Origin of the sequence: Flammeovirga yaeyamensis, assembly GCF_018736045.1 — a bacterium.
Taxonomy (GTDB): domain Bacteria; phylum Bacteroidota; class Bacteroidia; order Cytophagales; family Flammeovirgaceae; genus Flammeovirga; species Flammeovirga yaeyamensis.
The window spans coordinates 757,182-781,357 of sequence record NZ_CP076132.1; the positions used below are offsets into that span (position 1 = coordinate 757,182).

The 24,176-nt window shown below is 35.6% G+C and carries 14 protein-coding genes; 10 read left to right on the forward strand and 4 right to left on the reverse strand.

All coding sequences use genetic code 11. The annotated features are described in order from the left end of the window. Position 1 precedes the first annotated feature (1 nt). The 6 genes from porQ to KMW28_RS02985 all read left to right on the forward strand — a co-directional run bounded on the left by porQ (position 2) and on the right by KMW28_RS02985 (position 12,059). The gene (gene porQ / locus KMW28_RS02960; protein ID WP_169664958.1) at positions 2-1,060 is read left to right on the forward strand and encodes a type IX secretion system protein PorQ; all 1,059 of its coding nucleotides are present in this window, start codon (positions 2-4) and stop codon (positions 1,058-1,060) included. A 26-nt stretch (positions 1,061-1,086) separates the two neighbouring features. Further along, the gene (hslU, locus tag KMW28_RS02965; protein WP_169664957.1) at positions 1,087-2,460 is read left to right on the forward strand and encodes an ATP-dependent protease ATPase subunit HslU; all 1,374 of its coding nucleotides are present in this window, start codon (positions 1,087-1,089) and stop codon (positions 2,458-2,460) included. Positions 2,461-2,838: 378 nt separating this feature from the next. Next, a complete protein-coding gene (locus KMW28_RS02970) occupies positions 2,839-5,970 on the forward strand; it encodes a SusC/RagA family TonB-linked outer membrane protein (RefSeq protein WP_169664956.1) in 3,132 nt (1,043 codons plus the stop codon). 1 nt (position 5,971) lies between these two features. Next, positions 5,972-7,459 carry a SusD/RagB family nutrient-binding outer membrane lipoprotein gene (locus KMW28_RS02975; RefSeq protein ID WP_169664955.1) on the forward strand — a complete coding sequence of 496 codons (1,488 nt, stop codon included), beginning with the start codon at positions 5,972-5,974 and terminating at the stop codon, positions 7,457-7,459. A gap of 8 nt (positions 7,460-7,467) precedes the next feature. Next, the gene (locus KMW28_RS02980) at positions 7,468-8,379 is read left to right on the forward strand and encodes a hypothetical protein (RefSeq protein WP_169664954.1); all 912 of its coding nucleotides are present in this window, start codon (positions 7,468-7,470) and stop codon (positions 8,377-8,379) included. Positions 8,380-8,384: 5 nt separating this feature from the next. Next, positions 8,385-12,059 (forward strand): S8 family serine peptidase, encoded by a 3,675-nt coding sequence (locus KMW28_RS02985; protein WP_169664953.1) that lies wholly within the window; start codon positions 8,385-8,387, stop codon positions 12,057-12,059. A gap of 68 nt (positions 12,060-12,127) precedes the next feature. On the opposite strand, the gene KMW28_RS02990 is transcribed toward KMW28_RS02985, so the two are convergent. From KMW28_RS02990 to porW, 4 genes are all read right to left on the reverse strand, one after another. After that, positions 12,128-14,632 (reverse strand): TonB-dependent receptor domain-containing protein, encoded by a 2,505-nt coding sequence (locus KMW28_RS02990; protein ID WP_169664952.1) that lies wholly within the window; start codon positions 14,630-14,632, stop codon positions 12,128-12,130. Between the two features lie 197 nt (positions 14,633-14,829). Then, a complete protein-coding gene (locus KMW28_RS02995; protein WP_169664951.1) occupies positions 14,830-15,642 on the reverse strand; it encodes an AraC family transcriptional regulator in 813 nt (270 codons plus the stop codon). Between the two features lie 73 nt (positions 15,643-15,715). After that, positions 15,716-18,127: a transglycosylase domain-containing protein gene (locus KMW28_RS03000; RefSeq protein ID WP_169664950.1), complete on the reverse strand. Its 2,412-nt coding sequence runs from the start codon at positions 18,125-18,127 to the stop codon at positions 15,716-15,718. A 196-nt stretch (positions 18,128-18,323) separates the two neighbouring features. Continuing rightward, positions 18,324-20,597, reverse strand: coding sequence for a type IX secretion system periplasmic lipoprotein PorW/SprE (gene porW / locus KMW28_RS03005; protein WP_169664949.1), 2,274 nt, complete (start codon positions 20,595-20,597; stop codon positions 18,324-18,326). Positions 20,598-20,883: 286 nt separating this feature from the next. Between porW and KMW28_RS03010 the strand changes: the two genes are divergently transcribed. From KMW28_RS03010 to atpB, 4 genes are all read left to right on the forward strand, one after another. Continuing rightward, complete coding sequence (locus tag KMW28_RS03010) at positions 20,884-21,756, forward strand: M23 family metallopeptidase (protein WP_066210219.1); 873 nt, start codon at positions 20,884-20,886, stop codon at positions 21,754-21,756. Between the two features lie 55 nt (positions 21,757-21,811). Further along, positions 21,812-22,279 carry a bactofilin family protein gene (locus tag KMW28_RS03015; RefSeq protein WP_066210218.1) on the forward strand — a complete coding sequence of 156 codons (468 nt, stop codon included), beginning with the start codon at positions 21,812-21,814 and terminating at the stop codon, positions 22,277-22,279. After that, complete coding sequence (locus KMW28_RS03020) at positions 22,263-22,529, forward strand: AtpZ/AtpI family protein (protein WP_066210217.1); 267 nt, start codon at positions 22,263-22,265, stop codon at positions 22,527-22,529. Before KMW28_RS03015 ends, KMW28_RS03020 begins: the two co-directional genes overlap by 17 nt. Before the next feature lie 519 nt (positions 22,530-23,048). Beyond that, on the forward strand, positions 23,049-24,104 hold the full coding sequence (gene atpB / locus KMW28_RS03025; RefSeq protein WP_240972883.1) for a F0F1 ATP synthase subunit A: 1,056 nt from the start codon (positions 23,049-23,051) through the stop codon (positions 24,102-24,104). Positions 24,105-24,176: the final 72 nt, after the last annotated feature.

The following is a 24,176-nucleotide window of genomic DNA, read 5'->3' on the forward strand; positions in this document are numbered from 1 at the left end:
AATGAAAACTAACCTTCGTCTGTTCATTACTTTACTTCTTTTCTTATTTGTTCATCCATTATTTGCACAATTAGGCGGATCACAAGCGTTTAATTTTTTAAATGTAGCCAATAATGCAAGACAAGTAGGTTTGGGAGGTTTTTTAGTCTCCTCGGGATTAGACGATCCTAATGCGATGTTTTACAATTCTGCTTTATTAACAGAGGCATCTACCAATCAGGCATTCTTAAATTACTATGATTATCATATGACTGCAGGAATGACTTCTTTGGGTTATGCTAAACAAGTAGGAGGAGGAATCGTAGGCATTGGAATGTCTTACATGGGTTACGGACAGTTCGATGGTTTTGATCAAAACGGGAATTATAACGGAACGTATACAGCCAATGATTATTGGTTTCAAGGAAGTTATACACATAAAGTAGGCGTATTTTCTATGGGAGCGAATTTGAAGTTTGCTTCTTCCAGAATCGAAAGTTTTAATGCAAATGCTTTAATGTTGGATTTAAACGGAGCATTTATCCACCCCACCAAAGATTTAGTAGTCGGGTTAACCATCAAAAATGCAGGGTTTGTAACCAAGCAATACCAACCGAATGATGAGAGTGAATTACCTTTTGATACACAATTAGGTGTTTCGTTTAAACCCGAAAGAATGCCCATTAGATTTTCAGTAACTTATCATCATATTCATCAATTTGATATTACTTATACAGACTCTTCTTTAAAAGGAGAAAAGGACGCTTTTGGCAACGATCTCTACGAGGAACCCTCATTTGCTGACAAATTGTCACGACATTTTGCATTTGGAGGTGAATTTGTATTAGGCAAAGTGTTGAACATTCGTGCCGGTTATAACGTCATGAGGCGTCGGGAAATGGTTGCTCAGAATGTAAAAGGTCTAGCAGGCATGTCCTTGGGAGCGGCATTGAAGGTAAAAAAACACATCAATTTCGGTTACAGTGTGGCTTGGTACCATATTGCTGGACCAACCAACAGTTTGAGCTTATCGGTGGCAACGACGGGTTGGGATAAGAGAAAAAAGACTGTCATCGAATAAAATATTCACTTTAAATAAAAGACATTATGCTAGAGAGCTCAAATTATTTGACCCCAAGAGAAATTGTAGCAGAATTAGATAAATATATTATCGGTCAGAATGATGCCAAAAAGAACGTTTCTATTGCCCTAAGAAATAGATGGAGAAGAATGAATGTGAAAGGCGATCTTGGAAAAGAGATTATGCCAAATAACATTTTGATGATCGGTTCTACTGGTGTTGGTAAAACAGAAATTGCAAGAAGATTAGCTAAAGTAGCCAAAGCACCTTTCGTAAAAGTAGAAGCTTCTAAATTTACAGAGGTAGGTTATGTAGGTCGTGATGTAGAAAGCATGGTAAGAGATTTGGTTGAACAATCTGTTAGCATGGTAAAGGAATTAAAGAAAGCATTAGTAGAGGAAAAAACAGCTCAAGCTGTTGAAGATGCTATTCTAGACGCATTAATTCCACCATTAAAATCTGCACCAACGACTAATAATTCTGGAGAATATATTAATTCTGATCACGAGCTAAACGAAAAAACTCGTGAGCGTTTCAGAGAAAAATTAAGAGCTGGAGAATTAGAAGACCGTAAGATTGATGTTACAGTTGATAAGAACTCTGGTAATTTAGGCTTTATCGGTGGAGCTCCAATCGACGAGGGTTCTATGATGAACATCCAAGAGATGATCAGCGGAATGATGCCTAAGAAAAGTAAAAAACGTAAAATGTCCATTGAGGATGCACGTAAGATCTTGGTAGAGCAAGAAAGTGCAAAATTAATCGACATGGATGAGGTGAAAGATGAGGCAGTAAAACTTGCAGAAAACTCAGGTATCATTTTCATCGATGAGATTGATAAAGTAGCAAGTGGAGGTTCTAAGCAAGGCGCAGATGTTTCTAGAGAAGGAGTACAAAGAGACTTACTTCCAATTGTTGAAGGATCAGCAGTAAATACAAAGCATGGTGTTGTAAAAACAGATCATATTTTATTTATCGCAGCAGGTGCTTTCCATTTATCAAAACCATCTGATTTGATTCCTGAACTTCAAGGTCGTTTCCCAATTAGAGTAGAGCTTCAAAGCTTAACAGAAAACGATTTTAAAGTGATCTTACGTCAACCTAAAAATGCACTTACTAAGCAATATGAAGCTTTATTAGGAGCTGAAGACGTTCAACTTTCATTTAATGATGATGCATTGGATGAAATTGCAGTAATCGCTCATGAGATTAATGTGGAAGTAGAAAACATTGGTGCAAGAAGATTACACACTGTAATGTCTCACCTACTAAATGATCTACTATTTGATGTTCCTGATGTAATAGGAGCAAATGCACAAATAGTGGTTACTAAAGAGATGGTTCATGAAAGACTTTCTGGGTTAGTGAAAAACAGAGATCTTTCACAATACATACTGTAATTAATTAATCATTAATTATTTAAGTCCTTGTTATGAAATTAGCAAGGACTTTTTTTTAACAATTCCACGATCAAACAGTTGTCTTGAAAAAGTTCAATTTTCTTAAAATAATATAATTTTTTCTTATCAAAAGAGTTCGAAAAGAAAATAATTATACGTAATATTATAAGTGAAAATTAGTTTTTTCTTCATCACCGATCAAAAGAGAAGAATGATCGCCCAAATTTTATTGATTTAAACCAATAAATACGCATTCGCAAAACTTTCTATTATTAACTGAGCGGACGCCCTAATCAACTTAACTCTTGTACTCTATCAAATATAGCTTTCCGGCGATGAAAAAAAGTAAACTGAATTTAAGTAAACATCAAAGAACGAATGAGATTAACTAAGACGCTTTGCTTTTTACTACTCTCTTTAATCACTTTAACCTATTCGTACGCCCAAGATAGAATCATTACAGGGACAGTTACTGATGGAGTTAAACCTTTGCCAGGAGTAACTATTGTTGTTCAAGGCACCAGAAGAGGAGGAGTATCTGATATCGACGGTAACTTTAAAATTTCCTTACAACCGGGCGATAACAAATTGGAATTTAATTTTATAGGTATGAAATCCCAAGTAATTGAAATTGGTAATCGAACCAGTTTTAATGTGGCTATGGAAGAAAATACCGAAGAACTCGACGAAGTAATTGTCACAGCTAATGCCATTGAAAGAGAAAAAAGAACTCTAGGTTATGCGGTAACTTCTGTGGATGGGGAAGAAGTAGATAGAGTAAAATCAACTAACTTTTTGAACTCTCTGTCAGGTAAAGTTCCAGGTGTACAAATTTCTCAAGCGTCTTCTAACCCTGGTGGATCGACAAGAATTGTGATTCGTGGTACGAACTCATTGAGTGGTGGAAACCAACCATTGATTGTTGTTGATGGTATTCCAGTAAGTAATACAAACATCTCTACAGGTAGTGGTATTCAAGGTGCTTTTGATGCAGGTAATGGTGCAGGTGAGATTAACCCGGCAGATATAGCTTCAGTAACTGTTCTTAAAGGGGCATCTGCAGCTGCACTATATGGTTCTAGAGCTGCCAACGGAGCCATTATTATTACAACCAAAAGAGGTAAAGCGAAAGAAGGACCAACGGTGAGTTTAAATTCTAGTGTGCGTTTTGAAACGCCGAACAGATTGCCGTCTTTCCAAAATAGATATGCACAAGGTTTCCACGGTAAATACGATAAGAATTCGGAGAATGGATGGGGACCAATAATAAATGGACAAGTGGTTCCAATGTACGATTATGCTTCGGACACGTCCAATCTTCCGGAAAGTCAGTGGCCATTGCAGACACTTGCTGCTTATCCAGATAATGTCAAAGATTTTTACGAGACCGGTTCACTTTTTATTAACTCAGTAGATGTTTCTTCTGCTACAGAAAAAGGAGATTATCGATTAGGTTTTACTTCTATGAACCAAAAAGGTATTGTTCCCGGTGCAGGTTTAGATCGTTATACTTTTGCAGTAAATGCTGGTCATAAATTAAATAAAGTAATTAGCTCAAGAGTAGGTATGAACTATGTGCAATCTCAGACACGTGGTTCTGTATCCCAAGGGGGTAACTCACCCAACGTATTGACATCAATTATTAATGGCATACCAAGAACAACACCTTTAGAGAGATTGCAATTAGTCGATGGAGAACAAAATCCGATTGGTCGTTTTTCAAATTCACCTTATTGGGTAGCAGAGAAAAATGGTAACGACGTCAATGTAAATCGTTTCTTCGGTTTTGGTATGTTAGAAGCGAAGGCAACAGATTGGTTGACATTTAGAGGTAGAGCGGGTTTAGATTATCGTGTGGATAAACGATTTACACGATCAGCCAAAGGGACATTGGGAGCTATCAATGGTTCGTTTACAAATGATGACATGGAAAGAACCGAGTTGACCACTTCTTTAATGGCGACCATTCAAAAAGATTTTGGTGAAAAATTCAAACTTACTGCAATTATAGGTCATGAATATAACTCGAGAGTATTTAAGAGAAATACATTATCTGCATCAGAGTTATCAGTGTCAGAATTATATACACCAACCAATGCTAAAAACACTGTAAGTACAACCGATTTTGTAGAGCAAAGGTTATTAGGTATGTACGGTGATATATCACTTACTTACAACAATTACTTGACATTGAATATGACCATGAGAAATGACTGGTCATCTACACTACCAAAAGATAATCGATCATACTTCTATCCATCAGCCAGTTTATCATTTATCTTCTCAGAGGCATTGAATATTCATAATGATTTCTTCTCTTATGGTAAATTGAGATTAAGTGCAGCACAAGTTGGTAATGATACAAGCCCGTATCAATTGGATTATTATTACTATCCTCGTTCTTCTTATTTTGGTCAGTTTGGTACAACGAATAATTATCCATTTAATGGTCAAACAGCTTATGCAGCAACCAATGTTATTCCTCCAGAAAACTTGGTTCCGGAAAGACAGAACTCTTGGGAAATAGGTACTGAACTTAGCTTCTTTAATGGTAAAATTGGAGTAGACTTTACATATTATCAAATAGAGACCAAGAACCAGATTCTAGCTGTACCTACACCAGAATCTACAGGTTATAATACCAAAAGAGTAAATGCAGGAGCTGTACAGAATAGAGGTATTGAATTACTATTATCATTTATACCAATTCAGAAAAAAGATTTTGAATGGAACTCTCAAATTAACTTTACACGAAACCAAAATAAAGTTACTGAGTTGATAGAAGGTTTGGATAAACTTCAAATTGCTTCTGGTTTTAATGGGGTTTCAGTTCAAGCCGTTCCTGGCGAGTCATTGCAGTTACAAGGTGTTGGATTTAAAAGAGCAGATTCGGGAGAAATTTTGGTTGATCCAAATACTGGTTTGAGAATGCAGGGTGATGAAGAAACATTTGGTGAGATTCAGCCAGAATTCCTACTAGGTTTCCAAAATAGCTTTACATATAAGGGTGTTACTCTAAACTTTTTGATCGACTGGAATCAAGGAGGAAAAATGATTTCAAGAACTGTTGGCGATTTAAGATTTAATGGTCTAGCAGAAGAAACAGCCGTAAACAGAGAACAATCTTTTGTAGATAGAAATGCTTACATAGAATCAGGAGATGGTACAGTGAAGCCGAATGATATTTCAGTGTCTCATCAAGATTTTTGGCAAGCGTATTCATCAAGTGGTATTGCCGAAGGATCTGTATTTGATAAGACATATGTGAAATTAAGAGAAGTAAGTTTAGCGTATACTTTACCTCAGTCTTTAGTGGCTAAATCAGGATTTATTAAATCTGTAGCTGTTGGTTTTGAAGCTAGAAACTTATGGATCATCTACAGTAAGATTCCTCATATTGACCCAGAAACCAGTTTATTCCAATCGGCTAGTGATGCTTCTGGAGCTGTGGAAATGGGTAGTTTACCTTCTACGAGAAGTTTTGGTGGTAACTTAAAATTAGTATTCTAAGATGAAAAATAAACAAACCTATCATTATATCGTTGGTCTATCCTTATGCCTGACTTTTCTTTTCGGAGGTTGTGACAGCATCTTGGATATTAATAAAGACCCTTTTGCTGCTGGAGATGATCAGGTAGCAGAACAACCAGGGTTATTAATGACAACCTGTATCACTGGTATTTCATCAGACAAAGTGATGGAAACCGATGTGTTTAACCGTTGGGCGCAACATTATGTTGGGGCAGGGGCTTCGGTGTTTTCAACATCAGATAATTTCTCTGTACCTACATTTCCACAAACCAATACTTGGTCTACATTTTATGTAAGTGCTTTAAAAAATGCATCAAGAGGTGAGTTATTAGCGAATAGAAATGGAGAAGTAAATACTGCCGCTCAATTCAAAATAATTCAAGCCTTCTGTTTTTATCATCTTACTTTAATGTTTGAAGATATTCCATTTTCAGAATCTTTAGATACAGATATTTTATTCCCCAATAGCGATACGCAAGAGATCGTTTTAAAAGGGATAGTGAGAATATTGGATGAGGCAATGGGGTCGATTAATGTAGGTGACCCGAATAAGATTTCTGGAGAAGATCTTTTATTCAGAGGGGATATGAATAAGTGGTTGTTGTTTGCCAATTCTATTAAAATTAAAACTTTGATGGTCATCGCGGCTAAAGATTCTGGTTATGCTGGATCAAGATTAGAAGCAGCTTTTAATGCAGCCCACATTGAAAGCTTAGCAGATGAAGTAAAGTTGGATTATTATGATGATCTAACAAATGCCAATCAGTTTTATAAACTTCACTTTCAATTTGCTGGTGGACAAAGTTTATTTTTCTATGCTTCCAATCCATTTATTGATTTATTAAGAGGATCAAATGATCCTAGAATTGATATATTTTATGATCGACCGGATGGGACATCTGATCAGGTACCTCATAGAGGGGTGGATCCTGGATCAAGATCTGCGTTTACGGTGACTTCAGTATTGAGTTTGCATTACATTACGGCCACCTCTCCAGATTTTTGGATAACAGCAGCCGAGTTAAAGTTTATGAGAGCTGAAGCGATTTTGAATGGTTGGATCAATGGTACAACTGTAGATGCGAATGATTATTATAGAGAAGGCATCTTGTTAAATGTAGTTCATCTCAATTCATTATCAACAGTACAAGCATCTGGAAAAGGAGTAACAGTTCAAGGGTTTGAAAACTACAACAATTCTCTTCCAGATTTACAAAACTTATCAACAGCTAATGCATTAACAGCTGTGCATCAACAAGGATATATAGAAACTTTTAAAAGAGGAATAGATGCATGGACTTATGTTCGAAGAACAGGATACCCATCCAACCGTCCACTTCCTGAAGATGCCACCTTATCCAATCATATTACAAGGTTGCCTTATTCACCTAGTGAAATAAGTTCAAATCCTAATAACCCGAGTCAGAAAGCATTGGATGCCCCAATGTGGTTTATGAGCTCTAACTAACAAATTGTATGAGAAAATTAATTTATATCATCACTTTAGGTATAGCTTTCACCTTTCAAAGTTGCGAGTTATACGATACATATTCAGAAGAGCTGAATGCAGGGTTTTCGGGTTCTACAGTTTCATTTGAAACCGCAACAACTTCTCCTGACTCTGTGAGAGAAAATTCTATTCCTTTGAGTTTGGTAGTAGAAATGCCTTATGCTATTCAAACATCAAGAGGTGTGGAAGTAAAATATAGTTTTGCAGGAGATGCCGTTTTTGGAACCGATTTTACAGCAAAGGCTATCGAAAGAAATGAAGCCAATTCATCTGTTATTGTAGAGAAGTTTGCCACCGAAAATGGGGGGACTTTTATCATAAAGAATAGAGAAAAAACGCAAGATGAATCGGGAGAACAGAGTTTTACCAATACAAGAAATACAGCTACGATCGAAGTTTCTCCATTGGTAGTTCAAGGAGTAGATAAACCTAATGGTAAATTCTTAAGTGTTATTCTCTCTTCAGCAAAAAATCTTGATGATAATTCTGAGGTAACTGTCGGACAAGGTGGAATAAAAAGAGAATATAATCTTCTTATTAGAGATATCCACTGTCCATCTGATTTAGATGGTACATATGCTGCAAGAATTACTAAAGATGAAGGAATTGTTGACGTCCCAGATGTAACCATAACCAAAACGGCAGATAGTGCCAACCCAGACAATATTTGGGGATTGTATGAGATATCAAATATCGCGGGTGATTTACAAGATATTCCTTTCCAAATTATCGATCAGTGTGGAGAGTTCTTGGGACCATCTGATGAATACATAACGATATCAGGTACGACCGCTTCTTCCGGAGAGATTAGCTTGGATGTTTTGTTCTCTGATGGAATTACGACAAGACAATGGACATTATTCTTAACTAAAAAATAGACATCATGAGAAAAATTAATTTCATAATAGCAATACTTGGCTGTCTGTTTTTTATTCATAACGGATATGCTCAAAACATAAGACAAATTACAACACCTCAACCAAGGTTAATTACTGATAAGGAGTTTTCATCTCCTAATAAGCTATTTGTTCGGTTGAAAAATCCAACAGACATTCAAATGGCTTATATGGATACTGATCAGGATGTATTTGTTGAAACTGAGAAAAGAAATCTATTCAGACAATTAACTGATGCTAGAATTGCTTCGGTGATAGAACCAATGAAAGTACTTAAAAATTCGGTATCAGATGTTCTACAGATTACACTTAATGATGGTGTCGATCTTAGACGTTTTATGCAAGAGTTAAGTGCTGATCCTAATGTATTGTATGTTGAGAATGTGCCTTTACCTCAAATTTACAGTGATCCCAACGACCCTTTAGCAGGATCTCAATATCATTTAAATTTGGTTGGAGCAATAGAGGCTTGGTCTAAGCTATCTGATAATGCTAATACTCCTCAAAATGATATTGTAGTAGCCATTGTTGATGATGGCGTATTAATCACTCATGAAGATTTAGCACCAAATATTTTCACGAACACAAAAGAGATTCCTAATAATGGTAAGGATGATGATTTAAACGGTTACGTAGATGATTACCAAGGATGGGATGCTTCCGGAGATGAATATATTAATGGTGATCCAAATCCAAATCCTCCATCAAACCAGGCAGATCGATATACATTTTCACACGGAACTCACTGTGCAGGTATTTCAGCTGCAGCGACTAATAACAGTGTAGGTGGAGCTTCGGTTTCTAATAATAGAGTGAAAATCCTTGCAGTGAAAGCAACATCAGACGATACTCCAGATGCACGACTAATTACTCATGCTACAGAAGCTTTAATGTACGCCATTGAGATGAGAGCAAATGTGGTGAGTATGTCGTACGGTAGCTATTTCTATTCGGCTACAGTGGCGAGAATGATTCGTGAAGCTTCTGAAGAATATGGAATGTTTTTCGTTGCAGCCGCAGGTAATGATAACGTAAATCTACCAAGTTATCCTGCAGGTTATGACTACGTGATGGCCGTTGCCAATACTACAAGTAATGATGTGAAAGCACCTTCTTCACAATATGGACCATGGATTGATATTTCAGCCCCTGGTACGGACATTATCAGTACAGTAGCGGCAGATAATGGATCACTAGATGGAGATTATGCACCTTATACAGGAACCTCAATGGCTTGTCCTATGGTAGCCGGAGCAGCTGCATTTTTATTAACACAAGACTCAACGATTTCACCATTACAAATGTCGGCCTTATTAAAAGGTACCGCCACAGATATTAACCCAAGAAACCCTAATTATCAAAATGCATTAGGGTCGGGTAGAATCAATATGAGTGCGGCGATGGATGCTTTATTATCCAATCGACCAATAGCAGCCTTCGATATATTATCAGATAATGGTATTATTAATCAAGATATCAAGTTTGTCAATTTATCTTATGCCACTGGAGCCACATATGAGTGGAACTTTGGGGATAGTCAAACTAGTACATCAGCTGCTGATACGATAGTTCATAACTACTCAGAAATACCTGAATTAGAATCTTATATCATCAGTTTGAAAGTTACTGATGCTGAAGGTAGATCAAATACATTTAGACGAGGATTGAGAATGACGGAAGGACCTCCATCAGGACCATCAAAAACACTTCCATTCTCTACAGATTTCCTAGCAGATACAGGTGGTTTTGTGACTGAAACCGTATATCTCGATGGTGGGGATGGAGATGATGTATGGGAATGGTCAAGAGCTAGAGGAGATTTTATATCAAGTGGAGATTCTACGGTATGGGTAACTGCAGCACAAGGCGGAGTACCTAATCGATCGTATGCGGCGATTTTATATACGCCAACTTTTGATATGACGGAAACAGGGAAGGAGTACAAGATCAACTTCACAAAGAGTATGGATATTACCTATTGTAATGCTCCTGCAGCATGTCAGATGCAATACACCGTAGACAATGGTGGTACCTGGGAGTTACTTGGTGAAGCTAACGATGGTTTAGGTTTTGGTTGGTACAATAAATCTCCTGAAGATGCCTGTGCGATTCATCCTATCATTTTTGAGAATCAAACAGGTTGGTTAGGCATTTATGAAAATGATTCTACCGCTTACAATGTATCTTTCTTGGCAGGAAATAATGTTCGTTTCCGATTTGTTTATCGTCATGAATCAGCTTTCCAAATTGAAGATACTGATGATGGGTTTATGATCAGAGATTTTGAAGTGACAAAAGAAGATCCATCAGCAGATTTTAATATTACTTCTGATGTAGAGTACACAAATAGACCTGTTCGTTTTGTTTATAATTCAGGCGGGGCAACTTCATACAATTGGGATTTTGGTGATGGTACCACTTCAACAGAACAAAGTCCAACACACATTTATACAGATACTACAGGAGAATTTGAAGTAGAGCTATACATTAATGGAGATCAAATGATGAACCATAAGGATACTATTCCAATTCTAGGTGTAAAAAGTGTTCCATTCGAGTTAGCAGATGGAGGAGATTTGGAGTCAGACGATCTTTTATTCTACTCATTAAATTTAGCTGGAACCGATTTGGCAAAAGGAAATTCCACTATAGCTGGTAAATCGGGAACAACAAGTGGAAGTAATGCTTTTGTATTGGGAGCAGATACTGCGGGGTATAGAATTCCAACAGGGTTCTATCTTTATACATCAGTATTTGATCTTCCGGCAAGTACCGACACAGAAAGTAATACACAACGTTTCTCATTTAATATTAAACATGATATTAAGGACTTAGTAGATGGAATGTTTGTTGAATTCTCCAACGATTTTGGCCGATCGTGGAGATTGCTTGGAGGGTATACAGACCCTGCTTGGCATAATGAATTGTCGTCGGAAGATTTCTGGGGAGGAGAAGATTTTCCAATTATTACAGGTTCTACAAACGACGAGTGGGTCACTAAATATATTCCATTGGCAGGGTTTGAAGGAGAACAAATAGCCATTCGTATGTTCTTTGTAGCCGCTAATCAAGATTCTTCTGGAGGAATTGGTTTAGCAATGGATGATTTTAGAGTAGTTGATTATAATCCAAATGTAAACTCTCTTTCATTCGATTATTCATCTGATAAAACACAAGTCGGACTTAATTCACCAGTAGTGTTTACCAACCAATCAACTGCTGATAGTACGTTAATCGGTTGGTTCTTTGGAGAAGAAGATGATGCGACACCGTCTGTTGTTTTTGGTGAAGGCCCACATGAAGTGGAATGGGCAACTGAAGGTCAAAAAGACATCGTTATGTTTGCTGTAGGTACTAATGTACAAAGGCAATTTGATGATGCTATCTTGGTAGATGCTTCCATCACCAATTTAGAAGATGATCTCAGATCTCTTGGCCCAATAGTATATCCTAACCCGAACAATGGAAATATGCTTTATATAAGCTCTCCGGAAAAAATTAACCAAATTCATTTGATGAAAACAACTGGTCAGTCGGTGTTATCATCAAATAATATGGAGGAATATAAAATGGATATTAGTGATCTATCTCCTGGATTGTATATCATTCAGATGGAAATGAATAATGGAGAACGATTTACTAAGAAGTTCATCAAAAAATAAACTATTTGATATGAAAAAGGGGCTGATTCTTCAAATGAAAAATCAGCCCCTTTTACTTTATAATTTGATTAGAACTGTTTATCAAATTCTGTTTTCTTACCTTTCTTCTTAGGCTTAGCATTCATGGTGTAATTTACACTAAACTCTACGATAGGTCCATATCTGTAGTAAGTGGTTCTTTGATAGAAAGTATTCTCATTTGAGTTTCTATCCTTACCCGTAGTATCTAAACCTTTAATGTTCGATTGGAAGATGTCGTTTGCTCTACCAGTGAATGCCCAATTAGGCATGGTCGTAGGTTTATACACCAAAGCAATATTCGACATATAGAACAAGTCATTCTGACCTTGTGCAGTTACAGTTGCCGATTGAACATCGATATCAAACACAAAACTTAAAGTTTTAGAGAGTTCAGTATTTAGTGTCGATTTCAAGCTCCAGTTTAAGCTACTTTGATCAATAGTTTGTCCATAAATTGAACCGTTGATTGCATAATGATACAATGAACCTCCCATAAATAATTTCACTCTTTTAGCAATATTGAAGTTCGAGTTCAATTCCAAACCTAACGATTGATCATCACCTGCATTAGTGTATGAACGCATTAAAACGTTTTCGCCTTCATTCACTACATTCACACGGAATACAGCATTTTCCACACCTCTATAGAAAGCAGTTAAGCTAATGTTTTGGTTACCGATTTTCTTATCAAAAGTAACCTCAGCAAGGTTAACGAATTCTGGTTGAAGAGTTGGATCACCTACTTCGTATACCTCAAAATGCCTTCTGTAAAGGAATGGTGCCATATTTTTTGTTGGAGGACGGTTGATACGTCTACTCGCACCAAAAATCAATCGGTTATTTTCGTTAAACTCATAATCCAAGTTTAATGAAGGGAAGGCATTTAATTGTTGTACTACAAACTCATCTTGTTCAGGTACATCAACAATTGGGAAAACTTCGTAGTTACCTACAGTCATTACTTGGTCTGTATATTCTAAACGAAGTCCAGCTTTTAAATTCAATTTGCCAAAACTCGCCGAATAATCTACGTAACCTGCATAAATATTACGTTTTAAATCGTAGCTATTTGAATAAGGATGTTCTTCCCAAGCACCATTATTTAGGTTAAGCGTATCGTAATTATAATTACCCGACTGTGTTAAGAATTGAGGTTGTACACCAAAAGATACTGTTTGATTATCACTAATTGGCTTTTCGTAATCTAATGAAAAACGAATGGCATGTAGTGGTTGATCTGTAGTTTGAGTATAGTGCGTTAAGATCGTTTCTTGAGGAGTCTCTGTTCCTTTATCATAAACTTGGTTTTTATTATCCAAGTCGTCTCCCAAAATAGAGTGCTCATAAACTAACCCTAAGTTTAATTTTGATTTATCTTCAAATTGATGGAAGAAGTCTAGATTGGCAGTGTGGAAATCACCAAAACGATTATGGGTATTGGGGTTATAAATATATTCCTCAGCACCATCAATAATCTGTCCGTCTAGTCCTTTGTAATAGTTATGGTACACATAATTCGCTGTACGTTTGTTACTCTTGTGTCCATAGAAATAAGACGCTTTTAATGAAGTGTTATCATTAAAGTCGTAACCCACACCAGCATTAGCAGAATAGTTGACATGCCACTCTGGGCGATCACCTGCCGCGTCCATGTGATAAGTACCCGTACGGTTGCCGAATTCATCTTTCTGAGTGATTTCAGATTCACCTTCACGACGTCCATCTACATTTCTACTTAAATAGTTTGCACCAGCATTAAAAGTCCATTTATCTTTTTGATGAGTGATGTTGAAATTACCACCACCACGAACAGGTTCGGCTCCATCTCTCCAAGGAGATCCACCAAGCATACCGCCAGCAGTTACAGAAGTACCTTCCAATTCAGATTTATTGACTGTGATGTTGATGATACCTGCCTTTCCTTGAGCATCGTATTTAGCTGAAGGGACAGTAATTACCTCAATGTTTTCAATAGAACCAGCAGAGATTTGAGATAACAAAGTAGAAGGATCTATTTGTGTAGGTTTACCATTAACGTAGACCATAAATCCTTGGGTGCCACGAACGGATACATCACCTTCCGGAGATACAGAAATCTGAGGAAGTTTATTCAACATATCAGTTGCAGTACCACTTCTTGCAGTTTCAAAATCAGAAGCTGCATATACTTTTCTGTCGATTTTTGTGGATACTGTTTCTTTTAAATCCTTTACTACAATTTCGTCTAACTGCTGAACATTTGGAGCAAGGAAAACAGTACCAAGATTTAAATCATTCGATAAAGAAATTGATTTGGTTAGGGAGTGATACCCTACAAAAGAAACTTCAATGGTATAGTCTCCTTTCTTTACTTTATTCAATTCGAATTTACCATCGAAGTCAGAGCTTGTAAAGGTGATGATCTCTTGTTGTGCATCTAAAAGTTTTACAGATGCATAAGGAATGGTTTCTTGATTATCGTTATCAATGAGTTGCCCTGAAATCTGAAAATTTTGTGCAGATACTAGAGACACATTGATACATATCAAAATGAAAGATAAGATTTGTTTCATTAGGTCTAGATTGTTTTTTTAATTGGTTTGAAGTTGGTGTAGATAAAAGTATAATTACATCTACATGTCACACAATACAAAGATGATGGATGAGAAGAGTAGGTGAATGGTCTATTTGAAAAAATTCACCTTTATAAATGTACATTTTGAAAATATGGAGAGACGGGGAAAGTTGTAGGTATTGTTATAAACGTATATTAAGAATTTCTAAACTGAACAGGAGTAACCTCTACCTTTCTTTTGAAATACCTTGTAAAGTGAGAAGAGTCTTTGAAATTTAAATGAAAAGCGATTTCACTAGCCGTCATATTCGTGTACAACAACATTCTTTTGGCTTCTTTTATAATGTACTCGCCAATAAATACTGAAGCAGAAATTCCAGTTGCATTTTTTACAATACTATTTAAATTCTGAGGGGTAGTATGCATCAATTCTGCATAATGATTCACACTATTAATTACTTGATCTCCTCCTTCCAATAGCTCTTTAAACTGGATAAATGTAGCGTTGTATGTAGATTGGTTTTCTACTTTTGGAGATGAATGGTTAAGTAGTTTTGAAAATAAAGTTTTTAATAGACCTTCCACAATATCATGTTGATATTTTCCAGATAATTTGACTTCCTTGGTGAGTAAATCAAATAGTTGGTTGATGGTTGAAGTTTCTTTTACTGATAGTGAAGGATAGTGGCTCAATTCACCTATCAAGTCAATAAGCTGTTTGTCTTTACTATTATCTAAAAAACCTTTTTTCATGATAATCACATATCCTTTTGGATCGGATTGTAAATTCCAATGATGCATTTGGTCTTTTTGGATAAAAAACAATATAGGTTGGTCGATTTGATAAGTATCGTAATCTATTGTATGTGCGCCTTCTCCTTGAGATAGATACACAATCTCCATATACTTATGATGCTTATGCGGATTGGTTTTTCGAATACCCGAACGAAAAGGTTCCACTTTTATTTCCAAGCTTGATTCAATTTTATTTTTCGTACGAATATCCATAGTTGTTTTTTTTGAATAAAAAAGCGAGGAAAGTCTTCACGTTCCTCGCTTTAATTTTAATATCTCTATTGAATTACAAAATGCCATCTCCAACTTCTGTTGGAGCCTCGTATTGTTCTTCCATTGTAGAATCAGGTTCAGCATCAAAATCTCCAAATTGATCTGGATCAAATTTACTACAATCTAATTCTACCCCTAAATTCATAGATGGTTCAGGGAAGAAACCTTTGTTGTAATGTAATTCTTTACATAATTTTTTGTCTTCATAAACGTCTTCCATGAAGTAAGCAAATGCAGGTAAGGCTTGTCTTGCACCTTGACCATATTTAATCGTTCTAAAGTGAACTGAGCGATCTTCAGCACCACACCATACACCTGTTACTAAGTCGTTAGTAAAGCCCATAAACCAAGCATCAGAGAAATTGGCTGTTGTACCAGTTTTACCAGCAACATGACTATCTTTCTTAAATTTATAACGATTTAATCTTAAAGCTGTACCTCCCGATTCTTCAGATGTACCTCTAAGCATATATGTCATTAACCAAGCAGTTTTCTCGTTAAGAACCTCCTCTTTCTTAGGAGTGAATTCTTTCAATACTTTACCGTATTTATCTTCGATACGAGTTAAGAATTGAGGTTCAGTCCAAGTACCTTTATTGATAAACACCGAGTAAGCAGTTACCATTTCATAAACGGAAACATCTTCTGTACCCAAACAAAGGGAAGGAACACCTGCAATAGGCTTTTTATCGTAACCTGTTATACCTCTTGCTCTTTCATCATCAGAAACCATGTAGTTGAACATCTTATCTCTGATAAATTTAAAGCCAAATTTATCTCTTGCGTATCTAGATAAGTTAGGTGCACCTAAGACTTTTACTAAGTATGCTGCAGCGGTGTTAATAGAACGAGACATTGCTTGTCTAAGTGTATAGGTCTTTCCACTATAACTATCAGCATTCTTTGGCGTCCAAGGTTTATCAGCCATTGCTTCTTCAGCTGTAAAGGTAATTGGTAAATCGGTTACCGGAGAACAAGGTTGGAAGCGATCTTCCAAAGCTTTTGCATACAAGAAAGGCTTAAATGTAGATCCAGGTTGTCTATAACCTAAACGAACGTGGTCGTATTTAAAGTATTTATAGTTGATGCCACCTACCCAAGCTTTAATATTACCTGTTTTTGGTTCCATCGACATCATTCCAACTTGTAAGAACATCTTATAGTAACGCAATGAGTCATAAGAACTCATTACAGTGTCTTTCTCGTAATTTGGAGCATTCCAAGAGAAGACTCTCATTTTCTTCTTTACTTTTAATGCCTTGTCAATTTTTAATGAATCACCACCGTATTGTTTGTTTAAACCTTTCCAAACGGCAGTTCTTCTAATTGACATTGGAAGGAAATTTGGAATTACTTCACCTTCTCTATCTCTCCAAGGATCGCCGTGTCCTTTCCAGTGTTCATCAAATAATGTTTGTTGCTCCATCATATGCTTTTTGACGGCAGCTTCAGCTTTAATTTGAATTCTAGAATCGATTGTAGAGTAAATTTTCAAGCCATCACCATAAAGGTCCAATCCTTTTTCTCTACAAAAACGTCTGATATCTTTTACTACTTCCGCTCTAAAATATTGAGCTAAACCTTTGTTGTGGTTTTCTACATTATATTCTAGTTCTAAATCTGTAGCAATGTATTTCTCTTTTTCCTCCTTTGTTATAAAACCATATTTAGCCATTTGTCCAATAACATTATTACGAACTGTAATTGCTTTATCTGGATTATATACAGGACTATAACTTGAAGGTGCTTGTAAAATTCCTATTAGCAAAGCTGACTGGGGAATGTTCAGACTATCAGGAGTGGTTGAAAAAAATGTTTGTGCTGCAGTATGAATACCAAAAGAGTTTGATCCGAAATCCACTGTATTTAAGTACATGGTTAAGATTTCTCTTTTTGTATAGGCAGTTTCTAATTCCACAGCAACAATCCATTCTTTGAATTTGTTGATGACAAGGTCAAGATATTTAATGCTAGATAGTCTTCCTTCTAGATTTTCATCACGACGTATTTTAAATAGGTTTTTAGCAAGCTGCTGTGTAATCGTCGAAGAACCTCTTCGTTTACCTTTACTTATTACATATTTCGCTAAATAATAAGGTACAGCAAGAGTCGCTTTAAAATCAATACCGGAATGTTGGTAGAAACGAATATCTTCAGATGCTTCTAAAGCATTTTTAAGGTCTTCTGATAATTCATCATATTCAACCTTTTTTCTATTCTCTCTAAAATATTTACCTAACAATACTCCGTCTGCTGAGTATAATTCAGAAGCTTCGTTACGGTCAGGATTTTCTAACACACTAGGATCGGGGAGTTTACCATATAGGTTAAACCAGTTATTTTTAAGTGAAACCCCAAAAATGATTATGGATATTAATCCCACAAAAAATAGGATCCAGAGTGCTTTAATCGTTTTTAAGTACATATATAAAAAAGTTCAGAACTGTTTTTTTAGTCTAAGAATTAAAGATATGACAAGTAAAATTACCGCAATTTAATCATTTTGATCAAAAAGGCATTTTTAAATTTTATGAAACCAGCAGCATTAACGGTGTTTTGTAATGACTACTTTAAATTGATCTCAAGAAAACCATACCAAAGAAGAGTATATTAAGAAAGGTTTACTCTTCTATAGTGATTTGATAATCATGATATCTACCAGGAATATACCCGTTTTTCAATCGAGCTTCATCGATTTCATCTAGCATACCTCGAGCAGTTTCCTCGAATTCACTATCAGGGTATTTCTCTAAATAGTCTTCTAAAGCTTTCTTGAAAATTTTGTAATATTTGGTGGTTCTACCGATAAGTAAAACTCTCAGAAAGCGACCTTTGATTTCAAAATCACTATCCGGGAACTGTGTAAATAACTCAGTCAATTTGATATCCGACTCATTGTACTGCCCATTGATATACATCTTGTAAGCATCAGCGTATAAATTTTCTATGTACAATTCTCTTTCATTGGTTTCTTTAATGTAATTTGGATTTTTAAGAATCTTGGCATAAAGACAATCAGGGTAATAATTTATCAAGAAGCTTTTTGCTAGTTCTTCATCGCAACTATCATCTGTTTTACAAATAACATAAATAAGGTAAGCAGCCTCATGCGCCATTTCATGATCTTTAAATTGCTTTATCATTCTGTAGAAGTTTTCTAAAGCATGATCATTCATTTTCATTCTATATAGGTACACTTTACCTAGACCGAAAACACCATCACCTAATTTATTCTTTGTATTCTGAAGTTCACCCTCGTTCCCTGGAATTTCAGCTTTTCTTTCTTCTACAGATTTTAAACCAGCAAATAAGTCTTCACTACCGCCTTCTCCATCTTCATTAGATTTGTGTTTGCCTTTGTTGTTGTTCTTTCTTGGATCGTCATTTTGATTAGCAAGGTTATCATTGCTGCTAAACTCCATTTTATTCGACCTTCTCCAATTGTCTTCCAAAGGTCTTGAACCCCATGTTCTCAAGAATTGAGATTTTCCTTGAGAAATTGCATTTGTATTATAGAAATAAAACTCGGTTGATTCTTTATTGCTGAATGACCCTGAACTAGAAGTCTCTGGCTTTTGTCTTTTCTTTTCGTTTTCTAAAGCGTACTGTTGTCTTAATATGAGCTCTTCTTTTTCCTCTTCCATTTCTTTTTCAAGAAATTCATTTCGCTCTTCTTCGCTCATTTCGTACAACTTTATCAGACGCTCATTTTCTTCGACCATCTTTGTGTATTTCGCCAGTTCTTGAAGATTTTCTGATCTTTTTTTGATGTTTTCAAAGCCATATACACTTTCGTTGAAGTTTTGTACTGCACTATCATAATAAGCTGCAGCCTTAATATAATCTTGTTTCTCGTCGTAATAGATTTTACCCGATTCCCAATAAGAGTGGCCTTTTTGAGTTTGGTTGGTTGTACTTACTTGAACCGATTCATTAAAATAATGTAAGGCCTTATCGTAATCAGGTTTTCTCATTTCGAATTGTGCCTTTTCATAATATATTTTATCTCTGTAATCCCAGTAATTATGATCCTTTAGTTTCTTTGCGAAGTATTTCTCTATTTTCTTTTCTTGTTTTGGATCACCAAAATCAACGGGCTGCATACTATGCGCACTTATATCCGATTGGAAATCTAATTCGTTTGTTTTTGAGATTTTTCTAGATTTTACATAGTAACGGTACGAGTTGTCAATATCTCCAATTTTTTCGTAAAGCTGACCTAAAATAAAATAGTATCTAGTTCTATATACTTTCTTTTCCTCTAAATCTGCAGCAATACGTAAGTGCTTAATCGCTTCTGGATAGAAGTTTTTATTTCTGAAGTAATGTGCCAGATTTAGATGATAATCTTTAGTATTTAGTTTATTGTAAGGAGCTTTTTGCTGTTTGATGATGTCTAACACCAAATTCATGTTGGCTTCTTCGTCTGTTTCAATAAACATTCTTAACAACGCATTCAAAGCAGCATGTCTACTGTCCTCATCGGTGAATTTAGAATTGACATATTTAAATGTAGTCAAGGCATTTTCAAAGTCACCTTTATACATTCTCACCCAACCGACAAGTAAATAACATTCATCAATAAAATCGCTGGATTTATGAAACTTAATTGGACGTGATGCTTTAGTAATCACATAATCAAGGTCCTCTTTATAATTCATTGTTTGATTCGTATCCAAAGGAATAAGAATCGAAAGGACATCATTGTAATCATCCTGATGAGCCTCAAATAATTGCTTATGAAACCTATCCATTCCTTCTCTTGCTAAAAAGTAGGAATTATAATGAGTGGCGGTATTATGATAAAAATGACAAGAAGTTGTTGTGCCAAGTATCAAAAATAAAATCACCTTAAAGGCTAAAAAGTATTTTTTATGTGAAAAAGTATGCTTCATTATTATGAGCAAGTAGGTTCTTATTGTTTACTATTGATTGTTGAGGCCTACTGAAGACCATTAGTTTAAGTAGGCGAGTAATATTCATCGATCAATCTACACCTTAATGAATCAACTAACAAATTTACGTTTTTTTATCGTCCAAAAAGTTATAAAAAATCAATAGTTCATATAAAATGTATATAAAGTGACTATTTATTGTAATTTTACGGGTTATAAACATAGTCTTGGAAAGGTCTTTGACCGAATTCGTAGAAGGGAAACTTCTTAACAAGGAGATAATTTGATGAAGAAACAAGGAAAAACGTTATCAGAGTGGCTAACCACTAGATTTGTTTTGGTCGTAAGAGATGAAGAAACCTTTGCTGAAAGAGCAGCATACAGATTTAGTTATGTGAAGATTCTTTTGGTTTTAGGGATGATATTTTCTGTTTTAGGAGTTTTGAGTTTTCTTCTCGCAACCACTTTGCTATCTAGAATTTTTGACCCTAGGGTGGCTTATAGAGAGACAGATAGAAAGTTGATTGAAATGGAAAGATCACTTGATTCTCTAAAGATAGCATCTGATGAAAAAGATGTTTATATGGCTACTATCAAGGCAATTATTGATGGAGAAGTAGATGATGAAGAGGATTATAAAGCAAAAATTGTAAATACCGAAGAGGTATCAGATATTCAAGTTGATTTAAAAACTATTGATCCTGTAGATTCCTTGTTTAGAAGTGAGTTTGAAGGAGTGGAATTAAAGCCGACTTCAGTGACAAGCAATTATTCTGGAATAGAGAACGTGTTTTTCTTTCCTCCTGTTTCTAATGGAGTGCTTTCTAAAAAATTTAGCTTAAAGGAGTCTCATTTTGGTGTGGATGTTCTAGCAAAAAGAAATGAAGGAATAAAAGCGATTTCTGAAGGGACAGTTATTTTATCTTCTTGGACACAAGATTCTGGTTATGTTATAGGTATTCAACACAAAGGGCAAGTAGTGTCATTTTATAAACACAACTCCGTGTTGCTTAAAAAAGTGGGTGAGTCTGTAAGAGCAGGGGATATTATTGCCATTATTGGTAACAGTGGAGAAATGACAGACGGTCAGCATTTACATTTTGAATTATGGTACAATGGAATCCCTGTTGACCCAGTGGATTTTATTGCATTTGAATAGATTTTATAGACACATTAGGATTGTACTCTAACCTAAAAGAAAAACGATTACGATTATGGGATTATTCGGAAATAACGAAGAAAGAAGTGTAGCACCTGTACCACAAGGAGGAACTGCTACAAATAACACTATCGGACATGGAACTACACTAAAAGGAGATGTGGAGACTCATGGTGTTTTGAGAATGGATGGTAAGATCATTGGTAACCTTCAATGTCATTCTAAATTTTTTCTAGGAAATGATGGTCAGATTGAGGGGGATGTTTTTGCTCAAAATGCAGAGATCGAAGGTGAAATTCATGGACGTATAGAAGTAGCAGAAAACTTGGTATTAAGAGGATCTGCTGTAATTCACGGTGATATCATTACAAAGTCTTTGACAATTGATCCAGGTGCTGTTTTTAATGGGACTTGTAAAATGGGAAATGAAAAACCATTGCTAACAAGTACAACATCAACTTCTCAAGAGACTGTAAATGCAGTGGATGAAAAGGAGAAAGTTGAAAATGGAAAAGCAAAATAGTTCAGACGAGAAAAAGTACTCAAAGAAATATTCTACTTTTATTAAGTATTCTTCTGTAAGCACAGAAATGATAGTTACATTATTAATCTGTGCTTTCGGAGGAAAGTATTTGGATGAGTATTTTGAAACTAAGGGACCATATTTTACCATAGGGTTGTTACTCTTTGGAGTGTTTGCATCCTTGTATATTTTAATCAAAGGATTACAGAAAATATCTAAAAAAGGACCCGATAATGAAAAAAAAAGGTAAAGTTGACAATTTTCTAAAAAAATGACCCATGTCATTTTGAAGTTTAAATTCGTTTACCTTATGTTTGCAATCGATTCCAATTAGAAGAATTGGAAATTTTATAATGCATCTAGATTTTCGAACACGCTTCTACGTCGGTTTGCTAATTGTGACAATGTCATTTGTCATTTTTATACTGTTAGCATCTCACTTTGGAGTTGATTTAGGCCGCTTCATTTATCATGAATTAATCTTCAATGTTGTTTTAGCGGTAATGTCATTTGAAATAACGTGTTTAGGTGCGGATACCGGCAACGGACCCACTTTTCACACATTTTACATGGCTACAGTCTTGATCCGATTAGTATTATCATTGACTGTTTTTATCCTGTTTTTTTTAAAAGCAAATGCAGACAAGACAGAAAAGTTGAGCTTTATTTTATGCTTCTTCTTTTTTTATTTTGCCTACACAATTTTTGAAATTATTTGCTTATACCATAAGTTGCAGGGTAAATCGGGGAAATGAGTGATTTTATAAGAATGAAAAGTAATTATTTATCTTTTTACAGCCGTCTAGCAATGCTAGCAGTGCTTTTTTCAGCACTTTTACAATCTTCGACACTTTTGGCTAGCGATGGTCATGAAGAAGCTTCAGATAGTGGTTATGATCCAGTAGCAACTATCCTTCATCACGTTCAAGATGAACATCATTGGTCATTAATTACGACAACAGATGAACACGGACACGAACATCATTATGGTATCTCATTACCAGTGATTCTTTATGTACCGGGTAATGGTTTTGAATTTTTCTCTTCAGGAGATTTCTTGCACCATGCTAAAGTAAAAGGTAATTATGGTACTTACGTTAATCACCATGAGCACATTGTAAATGTTGATAACGAAAATCAAGTAATCTATGACTTTTCATTAACAAAAAATGCTACGTCAACTGCATTATCTGTAGTTGTTTTGTTGATTTTGTTCTCTGCAATCTCAAAAGGATACAAAAAGAATGTAGGTAAAGCTCCTTCAGGAATCCAATCTTTCTTCGAACCTCTAATTCTTTACATGAGAGACGAAGTAATTGCTCCTAACTTAGGTAAAAAGACAGACAAGTTCTTACCTTATTTACTTACACTATTCTTCTTTATATTAATCAACAACTTGATGGGCTTACTTCCAGGTGGTGCGAACTCATCAGGTAATATTGCTTTCACAATGACGTTTGCGGTAATGACTTTCTTAGTCGTAAACTTCAGTGGTAATAAGCAATATTGGGGACACGTTTTTGCTACACCGGGTGTACCTTGGTGGTTGTCTCCGATTATGATTCCAGTAGAAATTATCGGTTTGTTTACCAAGCCAATTGCCTTAATGCTTCGTTTGTTCGCTAACATCACAGGTGGTCACATTGTATTGTTATCGTTCATGTCATTGGTATTCATCATTGGAAAATGGTGGGTAGGTGGAGTTGCTTCATTTATCATTATCCCATTATTCTTTATGGAGATCTTTGTAGCATTCCTGCAGGCATATATATTTACGATGTTATCAGCACTGTTTATTAGTTCGGCAGTAGCAGATCATCACTAAGAAATCTCGCAATTTACTGAAATTAAGTTAATTAATTGCTCTGTAAGTTGTTAGGTACAATCAAATGAATGA

Coding starts and splice junctions, on each gene's coding strand:
- porQ (WP_169664958.1), top strand. CDS start 2: ATGAAAACTAACCTTCGTCTGTTCATTACTTTACTTCTTTTCTTATTT.
- hslU (WP_169664957.1), top strand. CDS start 1,087: ATGCTAGAGAGCTCAAATTATTTGACCCCAAGAGAAATTGTAGCAGAA.
- KMW28_RS02970 (WP_169664956.1), top strand. CDS start 2,839: ATGAGATTAACTAAGACGCTTTGCTTTTTACTACTCTCTTTAATCACT.
- KMW28_RS02975 (WP_169664955.1), top strand. CDS start 5,972: ATGAAAAATAAACAAACCTATCATTATATCGTTGGTCTATCCTTATGC.
- KMW28_RS02980 (WP_169664954.1), top strand. CDS start 7,468: ATGAGAAAATTAATTTATATCATCACTTTAGGTATAGCTTTCACCTTT.
- KMW28_RS02985 (WP_169664953.1), top strand. CDS start 8,385: ATGAGAAAAATTAATTTCATAATAGCAATACTTGGCTGTCTGTTTTTT.
- KMW28_RS02990 (WP_169664952.1), bottom strand. CDS start 14,632: ATGAAACAAATCTTATCTTTCATTTTGATATGTATCAATGTGTCTCTA.
- KMW28_RS02995 (WP_169664951.1), bottom strand. CDS start 15,642: ATGGATATTCGTACGAAAAATAAAATTGAATCAAGCTTGGAAATAAAA.
- KMW28_RS03000 (WP_169664950.1), bottom strand. CDS start 18,127: ATGTACTTAAAAACGATTAAAGCACTCTGGATCCTATTTTTTGTGGGA.
- porW (WP_169664949.1), bottom strand. CDS start 20,597: ATGAAGCATACTTTTTCACATAAAAAATACTTTTTAGCCTTTAAGGTG.
- KMW28_RS03010 (WP_066210219.1), top strand. CDS start 20,884: ATGAAGAAACAAGGAAAAACGTTATCAGAGTGGCTAACCACTAGATTT.
- KMW28_RS03015 (WP_066210218.1), top strand. CDS start 21,812: ATGGGATTATTCGGAAATAACGAAGAAAGAAGTGTAGCACCTGTACCA.
- KMW28_RS03020 (WP_066210217.1), top strand. CDS start 22,263: ATGGAAAAGCAAAATAGTTCAGACGAGAAAAAGTACTCAAAGAAATAT.
- atpB (WP_240972883.1), top strand. CDS start 23,049: ATGAAAAGTAATTATTTATCTTTTTACAGCCGTCTAGCAATGCTAGCA.